Source organism: Burkholderia sp. BCC0419, from assembly GCF_902830285.1.
Classification (GTDB): domain Bacteria; phylum Pseudomonadota; class Gammaproteobacteria; order Burkholderiales; family Burkholderiaceae; genus Burkholderia.
The window spans coordinates 859,293-874,885 of sequence record NZ_CADESR010000002.1; the positions used below are offsets into that span (position 1 = coordinate 859,293).

The 15,593-nt window shown below is 70.0% G+C and carries 14 protein-coding genes and 1 pseudogene; 6 read left to right on the forward strand and 9 right to left on the reverse strand.

The annotated features are described in order from the left end of the window. Position 1: 1 nt before the first annotated feature. The 6 genes and pseudogenes from HWW87_RS17400 to HWW87_RS17425 all read right to left on the reverse strand — a co-directional run bounded on the left by HWW87_RS17400 (position 2) and on the right by HWW87_RS17425 (position 4,447). A complete protein-coding gene (locus tag HWW87_RS17400; protein ID WP_175821319.1) occupies positions 2–1,408 on the reverse strand; it encodes an HlyD family secretion protein in 1,407 nt (468 codons plus the stop codon). A gap of 390 nt (positions 1,409–1,798) precedes the next feature. Next, the gene (locus HWW87_RS17405) at positions 1,799–2,281 is read right to left on the reverse strand and encodes a DUF1641 domain-containing protein (protein ID WP_175821320.1); all 483 of its coding nucleotides are present in this window, start codon (positions 2,279–2,281) and stop codon (positions 1,799–1,801) included. Positions 2,282–2,395: 114 nt separating this feature from the next. Next, the gene (locus HWW87_RS17410) at positions 2,396–2,875 is read right to left on the reverse strand and encodes a BON domain-containing protein (RefSeq protein ID WP_175821321.1); all 480 of its coding nucleotides are present in this window, start codon (positions 2,873–2,875) and stop codon (positions 2,396–2,398) included. A 181-nt stretch (positions 2,876–3,056) separates the two neighbouring features. After that, positions 3,057–3,563, reverse strand: coding sequence for a low affinity iron permease family protein (locus tag HWW87_RS17415; RefSeq protein ID WP_175821512.1), 507 nt, complete (start codon positions 3,561–3,563; stop codon positions 3,057–3,059). Positions 3,564–3,734: 171 nt separating this feature from the next. Next, a pseudogene (locus tag HWW87_RS37565) lies at positions 3,735–4,046 on the reverse strand (FRG domain-containing protein); the annotation flags it as partial. A 17-nt stretch (positions 4,047–4,063) separates the two neighbouring features. After that, positions 4,064–4,447: a DUF305 domain-containing protein gene (locus HWW87_RS17425; protein ID WP_175821322.1), complete on the reverse strand. Its 384-nt coding sequence runs from the start codon at positions 4,445–4,447 to the stop codon at positions 4,064–4,066. A 139-nt stretch (positions 4,448–4,586) separates the two neighbouring features. Here HWW87_RS17425 and HWW87_RS17430 point away from each other — a divergent pair, with 139 nt between their 5' ends. The 5 genes from HWW87_RS17430 (at position 4,587) to HWW87_RS17450 (ending at position 12,457) form a co-directional block, all read left to right on the forward strand. Continuing rightward, entirely contained in the window at positions 4,587–6,449 is a 1,863-nt protein-coding gene (locus HWW87_RS17430) for a thiamine pyrophosphate-requiring protein (protein WP_175821323.1), read from the forward strand. A gap of 315 nt (positions 6,450–6,764) precedes the next feature. Continuing rightward, positions 6,765–7,820 (forward strand): cytochrome c oxidase subunit II, encoded by a 1,056-nt coding sequence (gene coxB / locus HWW87_RS17435; RefSeq protein ID WP_175821324.1) that lies wholly within the window; start codon positions 6,765–6,767, stop codon positions 7,818–7,820. A gap of 13 nt (positions 7,821–7,833) precedes the next feature. Next, positions 7,834–10,473 (forward strand): cytochrome c oxidase subunit I, encoded by a 2,640-nt coding sequence (ctaD, locus tag HWW87_RS17440; RefSeq protein WP_175821325.1) that lies wholly within the window; start codon positions 7,834–7,836, stop codon positions 10,471–10,473. Beyond that, positions 10,470–10,871: a cytochrome C oxidase subunit I gene (locus tag HWW87_RS17445; RefSeq protein ID WP_175821326.1), complete on the forward strand. Its 402-nt coding sequence runs from the start codon at positions 10,470–10,472 to the stop codon at positions 10,869–10,871. The genes ctaD and HWW87_RS17445 overlap by 4 nt, the downstream gene beginning before the upstream one ends. Next, complete coding sequence (locus tag HWW87_RS17450) at positions 10,862–12,457, forward strand: cytochrome c (protein ID WP_175821327.1); 1,596 nt, start codon at positions 10,862–10,864, stop codon at positions 12,455–12,457. Before HWW87_RS17445 ends, HWW87_RS17450 begins: the two co-directional genes overlap by 10 nt. A gap of 91 nt (positions 12,458–12,548) precedes the next feature. Here the strand turns inward: HWW87_RS17450 and HWW87_RS17455 are convergent, their stop codons facing one another. The 3 genes from HWW87_RS17455 to HWW87_RS17465 all read right to left on the reverse strand — a co-directional run bounded on the left by HWW87_RS17455 (position 12,549) and on the right by HWW87_RS17465 (position 14,826). After that, on the reverse strand, positions 12,549–12,914 hold the full coding sequence (locus HWW87_RS17455; RefSeq protein ID WP_175821328.1) for an addiction module antidote protein: 366 nt from the start codon (positions 12,912–12,914) through the stop codon (positions 12,549–12,551). Positions 12,915–12,916: 2 nt separating this feature from the next. Continuing rightward, a complete protein-coding gene (locus HWW87_RS17460) occupies positions 12,917–13,213 on the reverse strand; it encodes a type II toxin-antitoxin system RelE/ParE family toxin (protein WP_175821329.1) in 297 nt (98 codons plus the stop codon). 152 nt (positions 13,214–13,365) lie between these two features. Continuing rightward, the gene (locus tag HWW87_RS17465) at positions 13,366–14,826 is read right to left on the reverse strand and encodes a TolC family protein (RefSeq protein WP_175821330.1); all 1,461 of its coding nucleotides are present in this window, start codon (positions 14,824–14,826) and stop codon (positions 13,366–13,368) included. A gap of 77 nt (positions 14,827–14,903) precedes the next feature. Between HWW87_RS17465 and HWW87_RS17470 the strand changes: the two genes are divergently transcribed. After that, positions 14,904–15,521 (forward strand): TetR/AcrR family transcriptional regulator, encoded by a 618-nt coding sequence (locus tag HWW87_RS17470; RefSeq protein ID WP_175821331.1) that lies wholly within the window; start codon positions 14,904–14,906, stop codon positions 15,519–15,521. Positions 15,522–15,593: the final 72 nt, after the last annotated feature.

The following is a 15,593-nucleotide window of genomic DNA, read 5'->3' on the forward strand; positions in this document are numbered from 1 at the left end:
GTCATTTCAGGTGAACGGTCGGCTCGACCGACAGGCCGAGACCGAGCGGCGGACGGGTCGGCAGCGGGCCGTCGAGCACGATCTTCACCGGCACGCGCTGCACGATCTTCACGAAGTTGCCGGTCGCGTTCTCGGTCGGGAACGCGGAGAAGCGCGAGCCGCTGCCGAGCTGGATGCTGTCGACGTGGCCGTGCAGGTCGAGATCGGGATACGCGTCGACCGACACGTCGACGCGATCGCCGATGCGCATGCGCTCGAGCTGCGACTCCTTGAAATTCGCGGTGATCCACACGCGCGGCGTGACGATCGAGAAGATCGACGTGCCCGGTTGCAGGAACGTGCCCAGTTGCACGTTGCGCCGCGTGACCCAGCCGTCGGACGGCGCACGCATCTCGCAGTACGACAGGTTCAGGTTGGCCGTCTCGAGCTGCGCGCGCGCCTGCAGCACCTGCTGGCGGCGTTCCTCGACGGCCGTCTCGGCCTGCCGGATCTGCTGCGGCACGAGGCTCGCGGTGCGCGCCTGCGCCTGGGCCATCGCGACGTTCGCGTCGGCGGTCGCGCGCTGCGCGTCGGCCGCGTCGATCGCCTGCTGCGAGGTTGCGCGCGCATCGACCGCACGCTGCCGCCCCTGCGCGGCGAGCGCCTGCCGATACGCGGCTTCCGCCGATTCGATCTGCGCGCGCGCCTGCCGGTACTGGGCCGGATACTGCACGCGCGCGATGTCGAGCTGCACGCGCGCCGCGTCGAGCTGCGCCTGCGCGAGACCGAGCTGCGCCTGCGCCGCGTCGACCTGCGCGCGGTAGTCGCGCGGATCGATCTCGACGAGCACGTCGCCGCGCCGCACGAAGGTGTTGTCGTCGACCGCCAGCCGCGTCACGTAGCCGGACACGTGCGGCGCGACCGTGACCGCGTTGCCGTCGGTGTACGCATCGTCGGTGCTTTCCTGGTTGCGCGTCGCGAACCACCAGACGAGCCCGCCGACGAGCAGCACGAACACCACCGCGCCGAGGATGATCAGCGGCTTTTTGCCGGGTCGCTTGCGTTCGCCGTCGCCGTTGCTGCCGTCTCCGTCGCCGCCGGTGCGGCCGCCGCGATCGTCGTGCGGATGGTGGTCGCCGCCACCGCCGCCCGGCGCGTCGGTCGAGCGCTCGCCGTTGCGGCTTGGGGCGGCGCCAGCGCCGCCGGACTGGCTGTCGCCCGCACGGGCGACCGCGGTCGGCCGACGCTCGGGCGCCGGCGCGAACACCGGCCAGGGTGCGTGTAGCGGCGTCGACACGGCGACACCGGCCATCGCCGGCGCGAACGGGTCCGGCGCGCCGGCGCCGCGCCGGCCGGGCGTCAACGCGCGCCGGAGCGCGACGCCAAATCGCTCACGAACGGATAACGGGCACAAGATCGCATCGGGCATGAAACGGGGCTCCAGGCGGCGGCCGCGGGCGTCATTGCCCGCGCCGACCTCAAGCGCGCGATCCAGCAAACAGCGGGCCCGCCGCCAGGGTTCGTCGGGCCGCGGCACGCCCACGCCGCCACCTCGCAGCGCACACGCCCCCGCCGAAGGCAAGCCAGCCGAGGCGGAAAGCGGGACGCCGCCACATCGCGCGCCATCCGGCGAACACGGCGGGCTCGCAATAGCCGCTCATCGCACGAAATCACCGCCCGAACGGCCCCGACAGGTGGCGGCAGAAATGACAAGCCGTTGAAAAATCGCGGACGCAGTGGCCGGCGAGCGCGCCGACGCAGCGCATCATCCGCCAGTTCGCGGGCCTGGGCGCCGCGTGCGGCCTGCAACCGGCGCCGGTCACGCGTCTTTCGTCGTCTCGTCGAGCCCGGCGACCGGCGACCGCGGCTCGCGTGCGAGCCCTTGCGCGAACACCTTCAGTCCTTCCAGCAGCGGCGTCAGCGCATCCCACAGCGCCTCGTCGTGCAGCAGCCGGTAGATGCCGCGCACGCCGGGCGCGACATGCTCGTGCTGCGCCGGCTGCCAGGCGCCTACGTGATGCAGCGCGTCGGCCGCCGCGAACGCGGCGCGGCCGAACTGTTCGGGCGGAATGCGCGATAGCGCGGTCACGAGCATCGCGAGATTCTCCATGCCGCTCTGCATGCCGGGCTTGTCGAGCGCGTCGACGAACGTGTCGGCCAGTCGCGCGTTCGCGCTGACCACCTCGTTCGCGAAGCGCAGGAAGCCGTGCCGATGTAGGCTGCCGAGCAGGTGTTCGAGTGCGTCGTGCGCGCCGGGCTCCGGATGCGGAGGCGTCGTGTCGGGGGGCTGGCGTTCGGTCATGGGCTTGCTCCGGTTGGGGCGCCAAACTGCCGTCGTGCCGGCAGCCGTGCGTGCGCCGAATGCGTGTCGTACTCGTTCACCGGCCCCCCGCCGGTGCGGGCAGCCGCGGCCGCGTCAGTGCGAATGACCGCCGGGCGGCGCCTTGTATTCGCTGCGCGCGCCCAGCGCGTCCTCGACGTGATGCACACCATGCAGTGCGGCGACGCCGTCGATCAATGCCTGCCGTTCAGCCTCCTCGACCTGTCCGGTCAGGCACACGTTGCCGTGCTCGACGCTCACGTCGATGTCGCGCGGGCGAGCGACGAGCCGGCCGAGCGCCGCACGCACGCGCTCGGCCACCTGCACGTCGCTCGCATCGCCCGCGAGCCAGTCCGCCCGCAGGCTGGCGATCGCGCCGCGCGCATGGTCGGCCGCCCGCTTCGCCTGCGTATTCGCATAATCGGCCACGCCGTGCCGGCCCGCAACCGCCTTGTCGCGCAAATAAGCGCGGCGCCGCCGGCCGGACGACGGATCGAGGAAGTACATCGCGGCCGCCCCGCAGGCGACGGCCACCGCAAGACTCAACAACGGATTCGAAGGGGTTCTGGCGTTCATGGAAGCACCGTAGGCAATACCCGGAACAGCCGGGCTTCGTTTCGGGGTGCAGCACGTGCCGTTCCCCGGCGCGAGCGTCGCGTGCGATCCGTCGCGCCGCGATGCGGCGCCAGAAACGACAAGCGTTTGAAAAATCCTCGGGCCGCGCATCGTTCGATCGGAAGACCAGAAGATCGGAAGATCAGGATTCGGGCGGCGTGCCGGCCGTTTCCGCGCGCTTCCCGCCCGGCTCGTCCTCGCCGCGCTCGGCCGCGCGCTGCGCCATCTCGAGGTAGGTCTGCGCCAACGCACGCAATTCCTCCTCCGACGCATCCTCGATCCCGATCAGCCGGTCGCTCGCCGCGCGCGTGACCGCGAGCAGCTCGTCGAGCTTCAGGTGCAACGCCACGCTGTCGCGGTTCTGGTTGCGCTGCAGCAGGAACACCATCAGGAACGTGATGATCGTGGTGCCGGTATTGATGACGAGCTGCCACGCGTCGGAGTAATGAAACAGCGGCCCGCTCACGAGCCACAGCACGGTGATGGCGACCGCGCTGCCGAACGCCACCGGCGAGCCGGCCCAGGTGGTCACGCTCGACGCGAAACGTTCGAACGCGCGGGTGACGGGGTGCCCAGCCGGCCGGGAACCGGCGCCGGGCTCGCACGTCATGTCGCGACGGCCGCTCGGTGGTTCGTGGGGTTCGCGCATGAAAGCCTCCCGGATTCGATGGTCTGTTTGAATGCGCGCATGATCCGCCTCGCCGGCCGCCGCAAACCGGACGCAAGCGAGGCCGCTCGGGGTTTGGTCTCGCGTGCGCGCCGTCGAGACAAGCATCGTGCGTGCCCGGCCCGCACGCCCATGTGGTCGCGGCTTTACCGCGGCGTGCGGGTCCTCGTCGTCCGGGAAATAGCGCGTGTCGGTCAGCTGTGCGATGCCGTCGAGATCGGGAAAGATCGTCGCGATGCTCACGCCGACGCCGGCAAGCTCCTGCCGGATCGTCGCGAACCGGGTGCCCGGCACGACGATGCGCATGAGGCGGGCCACGAAGTCCGCGTGCTCGTCGAGCGGCACGAAGCGCTCGGCGCCAGCGTCATAACAGTGAATCTTGAACCAGCCGTCCTGCGCGGCGATCCTCGGCATCACGTGGCGCGGCCGGAACACCTTGGTGCGCGCGCCCGCCAGCGGCGCGCGCCATCTCGCATCGCGGTTCACGGCGTCTTGCCGTGCTCCTTCTGCCAGCGCTCCATCAACGCGATCTCGTCGCGCTGCGCGGCGACGATCCGGCTCGCGAGCTGCCGCAGCGTCGGGTCTTTTCCGTATTTGAGCTCGACCTGCGCCATGTCGATCGCGCCCTGGTGATGCGGCGCCATGTGCGCGACGAAATCGCGGTCGGCGTCGCCCGTGTACGGCGCGCTGTCCATCGCTTCCATCATTTTTCGGTCGGCGCGCTTGAACGCCTGCGTGGACGAGTCGGGCACGCTGACCGGATTGGAAGGGCGCAACTGTCCGGCCGCGGGCAGCGCCGACGCGCACGCCGCCAGCAATGCGCAGGTGGCGCAATGGCGCAGGGATGAACGGTTGAACGCAGGCATGAGACGGTTCCTCGATAACAAAGTGGCTTGCTTCTCCTTGCGGATGCCGCGTGCAACCGCCGTGCCCGACGCACGCGGCGCGGCACGTGCCTTGCGTGGCAGCCTCGCATCGGCTCATCCCGAACCAAGGAGAAACGGCATGGCGACAGTGGCGGATTTCATCGTCGAGCGGCTGTACGAGTGGGGCGTGCGCCGCATCTACGGCTACCCGGGCGACGGCATCAACGGCTTTTTCGGCGCGCTGAACCGCGCGGGCGGCAAGATCGAATTCGTCCAGGCGCGCCACGAGGAGATGGCGGCCTTCATGGCGTCCGCGCATGCAAAATTTACAGGCGAGCTGGGCGTGTGCGTCGCGACCTCGGGCCCCGGCGCCGCGCACCTCGTGACGGGCCTCTACGACGCGCGGCTCGACCACATGCCGGTGCTCGCGATCGTCGGCCAGCAGGCGCGCGCGGCGCTCGGCGGCCACTATCAGCAGGAAGTGGATCTTCCGGCGCTCTACAAGGACGTTGCGGGCGCATTCGTTCAACTGGCGACGGTGCCCGGCCAGGTGCGCCACCTGGTCGACCGCGCGGTGCGCACCGCGCTCGGCGCGCGCACGGTCACCGCGCTCGTGCTGCCGAACGACCTGCAGGAACTCGACTATGCACCGCCGAAACGCGCGCACGGCACCGTGCATTCGGGGGTCGGCTATACGGCGCCGAAAGTCGTGCCGTATGAGGACGACCTGCGGCGCGCGGCCGACGTGCTCAACGCGGGGTCGAAAGTCGCGCTGCTGGTCGGCGCCGGCGCGCTGCGCGCGACCGACGAGGTCATCGCGGTGGCCGACCGGCTCGGCGCGGGCGCCGCGAAGGCCCTGCTCGGCAAGGCCGCGCTGCCCGACGACCTGCCGTGGGTCACCGGCTCGATCGGGCTGCTCGGCACCAAGCCGAGCTACGAGCTGATGACCGAATGCGACACGCTGCTGGTCGTCGGCTCTGGTTTTCCGTATTCGGAATTCCTGCCGAAGGAAGGCCAGGCGCGCGGCGTGCAGATCGACCTGAAGGCCGACATGCTGAGCCTGCGTTACCCGATGGAAGTCAACCTCGTCGGCGACAGCGCCGAGACGCTGCGCGCGCTGCTGCCGCTGCTGAACGAGCGTCGCGACACCGCTTGGCGCGACCGGATCGCGAAATGGAACCGCGACTGGCGCGACACGCTTGCGGCCCGGGCGGCCGCGAAGGCCAGCCCGGGGCGCGGCGTGAATCCGCAGCGCGCGTTTACCGAGCTATCGCCGCGCCTGCCCGACGACGTGATCCTGACGAGCGATTCGGGCTCCTGCGCAAACTGGTATGCGCGCGACCTGATGATGCGGCGCGGGATGATGGGCTCGCTGTCCGGCGGGCTCGCGTCGATGGGCGCCGCGGTGCCCTATGCGATCGCCGCGAAATTCGCGTATCCGGTGCGCCCGGTGATCGCGATGGTCGGCGACGGCGCGATGCAGATGAACAACATGGCCGAGCTGATCACCGTCGCGAAATATTGGCGCCAGTGGCCCGACCCGCGCTGGATCTGCATGGTGCTGAACAACGAGGACCTGAACCAGGTCACGTGGGAGCAGCGCGTGATGGAAGGCGACCCGAAGTTCGACGCGTCGCAGCAGATTCCGAACGTGCCGTACTACCGCTTCGCGACGCTGCTCGGCCTCAACGGCATCTACGTCGACGATCCGGAACAGCTCGGCGCCGCGTGGGACGAAGCGCTCGCGTCCGACCGGCCGGTCGTGCTCGAAGTGAAGAGCGACCCCGAGGTGCCGCCGCTGCCGCCGCACGTGACGCTGCAGCAGGCGAAGCATTTCGCCGAAACGCTGGTGAAAGGCGACGCGCGCGAAGCCAACATGATCGTGGAGACCGCGCGGCAGGTGCTGTCGTCCGTGCTGCCCGGCAACGCCGAACACGGCGACAAGAGCGACAAGAGCGACAAGAGCGGCAAGGGCAGCAAGGGAAGGAAAGGCGAATCGTAAGCAAGGCAAGCGCGCGGGACGGCGCGGCGGCACTGGCGCACTAGTCGATGTCCGTCGTCCCGCCCGTCGCCCGGCAGCGCGAGCGCCGCATTCACGAGCCCGACCTGCTCGAGCGTGAACGAAAAATTCCCCGGCGCGTGCCGTGAACGGTCGCTCAATTTACAAGCCGGCTGTAACGTACCGGCTGTAACGCACCGGCCGTAGCGCGCGCCATCCCGCACCCCCACGGCCGCATACGTGCGCACCGCGTGAGCACGAAACTTGCTCCGCCGCGAACGGCTTTCGTCATGCCGCCGAGTTCGGCAAGGAGTCGCGTTGCTTGTTCCGCTGCCCAGGAAAACGCGTCATATCGCACGCATCGCGCCATTCGCGTGGGCGGCCGCGCCGATGGTCGCGCGCGCAGCCGCCGAACTTGCGGAGCCCGGCAATCCCGCCGCGCCGCTGCCGCTCGCGTACGTCGTGCACGCGGCCGGCCCCGCCGCGCAGCCGGTTTTCGTGCTCGGCTGGGCGCTGCTCGCGCTGTGCATGTTCGTCTGCGTCGCGATCGCCGTGCTGCTGCTGATCGCGCTGTTTCGTCGGCGCACGCAGGCGGGCGGCGGCCACGGCAGCGGGCTGACGATCGTGACCGTGGGCTCCGCGATCTCGATCCTGCTGCTGTTCGGCGCACTGGTATACATGCTGCGCGTGCTGGGCACGGTCGCGGCGCCGCCACGCCCGCCCGCGTTGACGATCGTCGTGACCGCGCAAGACTGGTGGTGGGCCGTTCGTTATCCGGACGATGCGGGCGGCCTGGCGTTCGTCACCGCGAACGAGATCCACATTCCGGTGGGCGAGCCGATCGCGATCGAACTGAAGAGCGCCGACGTGATCCACGCGTTCTGGGTGCCGCAACTCGCCGGCAAGACTCAGACGATTCCCGGCCAGACCAACCGTCAATGGTTGCAGGCCGACCGGCCGGGCATCTATCGCGGGCAGTGCTCGCAATACTGCGGCGCGCAGCACGCGCACATGGCGTTCGAAGTCGTGGCCGAGCCGCCGGCCGCGTTTCGTGCGTGGCTCGCCGCGCAGCGCCAGCCGGCCCAGGCGCCCGCGGCCGGCGCCGAACGACGCGGCCAGCGCGTGTTCGCCGCGCGCTGCGCGGGCTGCCACGCGGTGCGCGGCACCGATGCGGCGGGCGGCGCCGGCCCCGATCTCACGCACGTCGGCACGCGCCGGCTGCTCGCGGCCGGCACGCTCGACAACACGCCCGACAACCTGCGCCGCTGGATCGCGCATGCGCAGCAGGTCAAGCCGCAGTCGCTGATGCCGTCGATCGCGCTCGCGCCGCGCGACGCCGACGATCTCGCCGCGTATCTCGCGACGCTGCACTGAACCGAGGATGCCGATGGCCATTGCCCGCGACACGCCCGCCCCGCTCAGCCGCGTACCCGATCTCGGCGAAGCGCCGCCCGGCTCCGCGCACGAGCGCGCGCTGGCCGAGCTGTGGGAATCGGAGCCCGGCTGGCGCGGCTGGCTCGGCACCGTCGATCACAAGCGCATCGGGCTGCGCTACATCGTCACGGCATTCGCGTTCCTGCTGCTCGGCGGCATCGAGGCGCTCGTGATGCGCATCCAGCTCGCGCGACCGAACGCGACCGTGCTCACGCCCGCGCAATACGATTCGCTGTTCACGATGCACGGCGTCACGATGATCTTCCTGTACGCGCTTCCGGTTCTATCGGGCTTCGCGAACTACCTGTGGCCGCTGATGCTCGGCTCGCGCGACATGGCGTTCCCGCGGCTGAACGCTTTCTCGTACTGGGCGTTCCTGTTCGCCGGGCTGTTCCTGTACGCGAGCTTCCCGCTCGGCGCGGTGCCGGACGGCGGCTGGTTCAACTACGTGCCGCTCACGTCGCTCGACTACAGCGCCGGCGCGAACATCGACATCTATGCGCTCGGGATGATCCTGCTCGGCATCTCGACGACGGGCGGCGCCGCGAACTTCGTCGTCACGCTGCTGCGGATGCGCGCGCACGGCATGTCGATCGACCGGCTGCCGATCATCGTATGGGGCACGCTGACCGCGTCGGTCGCGAACCTGGTCGCGGTGCCGTCGGTGAGCCTCGCGTTCCTGCTGCTGTGGCTCGACCGCAATGCCGGCACGCATTTCTTCGACGTCGCGCACGGCGGCCGGCCGCTGTTGTGGCAGCACCTGTTCTGGATGTTCGCGCATCCGTGGGTCTACGTGGTCGTGCTGCCGGCGATGGGGATCGTGTCCGACGCGCTGCCGACCTTCTGCCGGCGGCCGCTCGTCGCGTACGAGGCCGTCGCGGTATCGACGGTGGCGACGATGCTGATCGGCTTCGAGGTGTGGGTCCACCACATGTTCGCGACGGGCATCGCGCCGCTCGCGCTCGCGTTCTTCGGCGCCGCGAGCATGCTGATTTCGATTCCGAGCGCGGTCGCGGTGTTCGCATGGATCGCGACGATCTGGACCGGCCGCCCCGTGTTCCGCACGCCGTTCCTGTATTTCGCGGGCTTCGTGCTGATGTTCGTGATCGGCGGCGTGTCGGGCGTGATGACCGCGGCCGTGCCGCTCGACTGGCAGCTCACCGACACGTACTTCGTCGTCGCGCACCTGCATTACGTGCTGCTCGGCATCAACGTGTTCCCGGTGCTCGGTGGCGTCGCGTACTGGTTCCCGAAGTTCACCGGGCGGATGATGAACGATCGGTTCGGACTCCTGACCTTCTGGGTCGTTCTGATCGGCTTCAATCTCGGCTTCTTCCCGATGCACGTCGCCGGGCTGCTCGGGATGCCGCGCCGCATCTATACCTATCCGGCCGGGATGGGCTGGGACACGTCGAACCTGCTGACGACGATCGGCTCGTTCGTGTTCGGGATCGGCATCGTGATGTTCGTCGTCAATGCGCTGGTGAGCGCGCGGCGCGGCGTGCGCGCCGGCGACAACCCGTGGGGCGCGGCCGGCCTCGAATGGTCGGTCGCATCGCCGACGCCCGTGTACAACTTCGCGGTGCTGCCGCTCGTCGCGTCGCGGCATCCGCTGTGGGAAACGCGCGACGATCCGACCCGCACCAGCCTGCGAGTCGGCTACCGGCTCGCGGCGGGGCGCGAGGCGCTCGCGGTCACGCCGCTCGGCGCGACGCCGAGCGCGATCCTGAAGATGCCCGAGGACAGTTGCGTGCCGTTCGTGCTCGCGCTGCTGGCGACCGCCGTGTTCGCGGCGATGCTCGCGCGCTCGCCGACGCTCGTCTGCGCGGCCGTCGCCGGTTGCGCGATCGCCACCGCCGTCTGGCTGTGGCCGCGCCGCGAACTCGGACAACGCGCGCGCCTGCCGGCCCGCGCCGACACGCAAGCGCCCGCCGCGGCCGCCCGGCCGCATCCGGACGAGCCGCCGTCGGCGACGGCGCCGGCCGGCGCGCCGGCCGCATGCATCGAGCCGCTGCCGGTCGGCAGTTGCGGCGAGCGCGCGGGCGGCTGGTGGGGCGTGCTCACGCTGATCGTGACCGAGGCCGGGCTGTTCGGCTACCTGCTGTTCTGCTACTTCTACCTGCAGTCGCAGTGGTCCGCGCCGTGGCCGCCCGAGGGAATGCCGAAGATCGGGCTCGCGGCCGTCAACACGGTCGTGCTGCTGTCGAGCAGCGTGTTCGTGTGGCTCGCCGAGCGCGCGGTGCGGGCCGACCGGCAGGCGCGCGCGGTCGCGATGCTCGTCGTCGCGCTGGTGCTCGGCACCGCGTTCGCGCTGGTCCAACTGCACGAATGGCGCGACCATCCGTACGGCCCGACCGCGCACCTGTACGGCAGCCTCTACTTCACGATCACCGGGTTCCACCTCGCGCACGTCGTGGCCGGCCTCGCGATCCTCGCATTGCTCGCCGGGTGGACGGCCGCCGGCTTCTTCGGCCGCGAGCGACGCGTCGCGCTGACGGTCGGCGGGCTCTACTGGCACTTCGTCGACATCGTGTGGCTGTTCATCTTCACCGCGCTGTACGTTTCGCCATTCTGGCTGAGGAGCACCGGATGAACGACGCCCGCCGCGCGTGGACCCCGCTGCTCGCGATCGCGGCCGGCCTCGTCGGCGCGCCCGCGCTGTGGTTCGCGCAGATGCTCGTGTCGGAGACGCTCGCGTCCACCGCGTGCTATCCGCTCGGTGTCGCGCAGGCCGCGCCGCGCTGGGCGCACATCGGCGTGTGGCTCGCGCTGATCGCCGCGGGCGCGTTCGCGCTGGCCGCGGCCTGCACGACGTGGCTCGCGCGTGCGTGGCGGCACCGGCACGAAGCCGACGCGCCTGCCGTCACGCGCGACGACAGTACGCGCTTTCTCGCGCGCTGCGGGATGCTCGCCGCGCTCGGCTTCGTGATCGGTCTCGTGTTCACGGGGATCGTCACGGCTTTCGTGGGGCCTTGCAGCCCATGGCGCTGATCTCGTTCGCTTCGCGCTTCGTGCCGGGCCGCCGCGCGGGCGTCGCGCTCGCGGTGTGCGTCGCGCTCGGCGCATGCGACATGCAGCCCGACGACCGCGCGGCCACGGCCGGCGATACGGCCGGCGCCGCGTCGGCGACGGAAGCGCCCGAGCCTGCGTCGGGCTGGCGGTTCGTGCGGATTCTCGCGTCGGCGGCGTCGGCAGTCGATGCCGGCGCGTCGATGTCCGCTCGCGCGCGAGACGATCCGCGGCTTTCTCGGTCGCGGGAGGCGGGGTCGGCGGATTCCAGCGCATCTGACGCATCTGGCGCGGCCGCCCGGCCGCCTCATGCGGCCTCCGCTTCGACCGCCCGCCGCCCCGTGATCGCCGCGGCTGCCGCGAGCGCCGACGCCGCAACGCTCGCGCGCGGCCGCTACCTCGCGCTCGCCGGCGATTGCGCCGCGTGCCACGACGCGGCCGACCATACGCCGTACGCGGGCGGCCAGCCGGTGAATTCGCCGTTCGGGCCGATCTATGCGCCGAACATCACGCCGGACCCGACGCACGGGATCGGCCACTACACGCTGCGCCAGTTCGACGATGCGTTGCGGCGCGGCGTGCGCGCGGACGGCAGCCGGCTGTATCCGGCGATGCCGTACCCGTCGCTTGCGCACCTGACCGACGACGACGTGCGTGCGCTGTATGCGTATTTCATGCGCGGCGTCGCACCGTCCCCGAACGCGGCGAAGCTCACGCAGCTGCCGTTTCCGTTCAACCAGCGCTGGGCGCTCGGGCTGTGGAGCCTCGCGTTCGCGAACCGCGACCCGTTCGCGCCGCAGCCGTCGCAATCGGCGGAATGGAATCGCGGCGCATATCTCGTGCAGGGGCTCGGCCATTGCGGCGCGTGCCATACGCCGCGCGGGCCGGCCTACAACGAACGCGGCTACGACGAGCGCAGCCCCGCGTTCCTGACCGGCGGCATCAACGATCACTGGTTCGCGCCGAACCTGACCGGCGCGGACCCGGACGGCCTCGGCCGCTGGTCGGCCGACGACATCGCCGCGTTCCTGCGCAGCGGCCATGCGGCGCGCGGCGCGGTATTCGGCGCGATGGCGCCGGTCGTCGGCGAAAGCACCGCGTTGCTGACGGATGCCGACCGCCACGCGATCGCCGTGTACCTGAAGTCGTTGCCGGCGCAACCGACTGCCGCGACGAATCCGCTGGGTGTCGGCGTCCCGCGGCTGACGCCCGCCGGCCCGCGTCCGGAAAGCGGCCAGCAGGCGCCCGGGGCCGGTGTGTATGCGGGGTTCTGTGCGCGTTGCCACGGTGCGGACGGCACGGGCGTGCGCGATCACGGGCCGGCGCTCGCGGGCAGTTCGATCGTCGTGGCGGCCGATCCGACGAGCGCGATCCGGATCGTCGTGGAAGGCGCACGGCCCGCGCCCGGCAAGCCTGGGCCGGTGCAACGGATGCCCGCGATGCGCGGTGCGCTGACGAGCGGCGAGATCGCGGCAGTGGTCAGCTACGTGCGCGGTGCGTGGGGGAATCGGGCCGCGCCGGTGTCGGAGCAGGAGGTGAGGCGGTTGCGGAGGGCGATACATCGGTAGCGGCGTGCTGCGCGCCGGGCTTCCCGCGCAATGCCGACCGGATCAGTACGGGCGGGCCGGCGCGAAGTTTGCAGCCCCGCCCCTGACGACGTCATCCGTGGGCCGCCGCACGTGCGTGCGAGCGCGTGCGCGAGGTCGATTCAGGCGCGGGTGCCGCTTCGGCGGTCTGCGTGGTCGGCGCAACGGTCAGATGCAATCCCAACGCGGCGACAACCTTCATGATCGTTGCAAACTCCGCGTTGCCGCCTTCCGACAGCGCACGGTAGAGCGCTTCACGCTTCACACCGGACTCGCGCGCCAGCGCCGTCATGCCACGCGCCTTCGCGACGTTCCCGAGCGCGGCCTGGATCAGTCGAGGATCCCCCTCTTCGAACGCCTGCGCCAGGTAGTGACGAATCGCTTCCTCGTCCTTCAGGTACTTCGAGCCATCGAATTCGGCCAGTTCGCTGATTTTCATATTCAATCCTCCAGTTCGGCGGCGATTTGCTTCGCCGTCTTGATGTCCTTCTTCTGCGTCGACTTGTCCCCGCCACACAACACCACGACGATTATCTTTCCGCGCCGCACGAAGTAGGCCCGATACCCTGGCCCTACATCGATCTTCATTTCGTTGACGCCGTCGCCGATCGCACGCCACTGGCCCAGATTGCCAAGCTTCGCCCGCTCGAGGCGCAGGCTGATCGCGGCACTGCCCACAGGGTCGCGAAGGCCGTCGAGCCATTTGTCGAAGTGGGGGGTGGTGAGGACTTTGAACATGAAACGATTGTAACCCATGGGGGACACCGCGACTACTGCTTCGCGTTGCTCGTCAGATCCGTAGGCACCGTGAACGCGCCCAGCTCACGGCCCCACGAACCACGATCATTCGGCGCTTACCCGCCCGACCCGATCAGGTTTCGAAGATACCGCTACCGGCTCGCAACCGCCTGCGCCTCCGACGTTTGCCATCCCCCGCCGAGCGCCTTGAATGCCGCAACCGCCGCGCGCGCCGATTCGGTTTGCGCCTGCACGCGTTCGTCCGATGCGCGCAGCAGGCTTTCGTCGGCCTGCAACACCTCGATCAGGCTGACCACCCCTTTCTGGTAGGCCGCAAACGACGCGGTCCGCGCGCGGCCGAGCGAATTCACGCCGTCGCCAAGAATGGCCGCCTGCTCGTCGCGCTTGACGAGCGCCGAGAACGCATTCTCGACGTCCTCGGTGGCGTGCAGCGCCGCGAGCCGATACGCGGCCAGCATTTCGGCATCCTGCCCTTTGGCCTGCGCGATCTGCGCATTGATCCGGCCGAAGTCGAACAGGCGCCAGCGCAGGCCGAGCACGCCCGCGGCCTGGTTCGCGCCGCCGGCAAACAGGTTGCCCGCGCCCATCGTCGTCGCGCTGCCGATCAGCCCGCTCAGCGAGAACTTGGGGTAATACTCGGCGATGGCCACGCCGATGCGCGCGTTCGACGCCGCCACGCGCCGCTCGGCGACGATCAGGTCGGGCCGGCGCCGGAGCAGCTCGCCGGGCGTGCCCGTCGCCGCGATCCGCGGCGCGACCGGAACCTCGCCGCCGGCGAGCAATTCCGCGCGATGCGTGCCGGGCTGCGCGCCGAGCATCACGTCGAGCGCATTCATCGCCGCGTCCAGCGCCGCTTCGAGCACCGGCACCGTGGCGCGCACCTGCGCGAGCGCGCCTTCGGCCTGCCTCACCTGAAGCTCCGCCGCGAGGCCCTTTCCATAGAGCAGGTTGAGGGTCGACAGCAGATCCTGCTCGGTCCGCACCTGGCGCCTCGCGACGTCGAGCCGGCCCTGCAACCCGCGAATCGTGATGTAGGTATCCGCGGTTTGCGCGGCGACGGCGAGCCGCGTCGCGACCGCCGCCGCTTCGGATGCCTGATAGTCGGCGAGCGCCGCTTCGCGGCCGCGGCGCAATCCGCCGAATACGTCCAGTTCCCAGCTCGCGTTGAAATCGGCCTCGTAGTCGTTGCCATGACGATCGAAACCGGGCGTCGCATTCAACACGCGCCCCAGCGGCGTTTCGACCGACTGGTACGCGCGCGCCGCCTGGCCGGTCACGTTGCCGGACGGCAGCAGCGCCGCATTCGCCGCACCGACGCCCGCGCGCGCTTGCGCGACGCGCGCCGCGGCCTGCGCAAGATCGAGGTTCTGTGCGAGCGCCAGCGTGATGTATCGCGTCAGTTGCGGATCGCCGAAGCCCGTCCACCACGTCGCGAGGTCGGCGTCGGCCGCCGCGTGGCGCTGGTCCACGGCGCGCTGGCCCTGGAACTGCTGCGGCATCGCCACGTCCGGCCGCACATAGTCGGGACCGACGGCACACCCCGCCGACAAGGTGGCGGCCAGCGCCGCGGCAACGATGGGTTTGGGTAGCATGAGGGCTTTAGCAAGAATCCGGTAGTGACTATAATACCAAATAGTCACTCGTTGTCCATTCCCGTCAGCTGCAGCCCATGAAAAAACCTCTCCCTTCCGCGGCGCCCGCGCGCGGCCCGGCCGACCACGACGTCCGCGATCAGATCGTGGCCGCCGCCACCGAGCACTTCAGCCGGTACGGCTATGAAAAGACGACCGTGTCGGACCTCGCGAAGGCGATCGGCTTCTCGAAGGCCTATATCTACAAGTTCTTCGAGTCGAAACAGGCGATCGGCGAGATGATCTGCGCGAACTGCCTGCACGAGATCGAGACGGACGTGCGCACGGCCGTCGCCGCGGCCGACCTGCCTACCGAAAAGCTGCGGCGGATGTTCAAGGTCTTTACCGAGGCGAGCCTGCGGCTGTTCTTCCGCGACCGCAAGCTGTACGACATCGCCGCATCGGCCGCCACCGAAAACTGGCAGTCGGTGCAGGCCTACGAGGCGCGCGTGCAGACGCTGTTGCAGGACGTCCTCCAGGAAGGCCGGCAAAACGGCGAGTTCGAGCGCAAGACGCCGCTGGACGAAACCGCGACGGCCATCTACCTCGTGATGCGGCCCTACCTGAACCCGCTGCTGCTGCAGTACAACCTCGACACGACCGACGCCGCGCCCGCCCAACTGTCCAGCCTCGTCCTCCGCAGCCTCGCGCCGTGATGCGTCACCGTTTGTGACCATTGACTATATTGGTCACTAGATACACAATGAAAGCCCCGATCACTTCGTCAC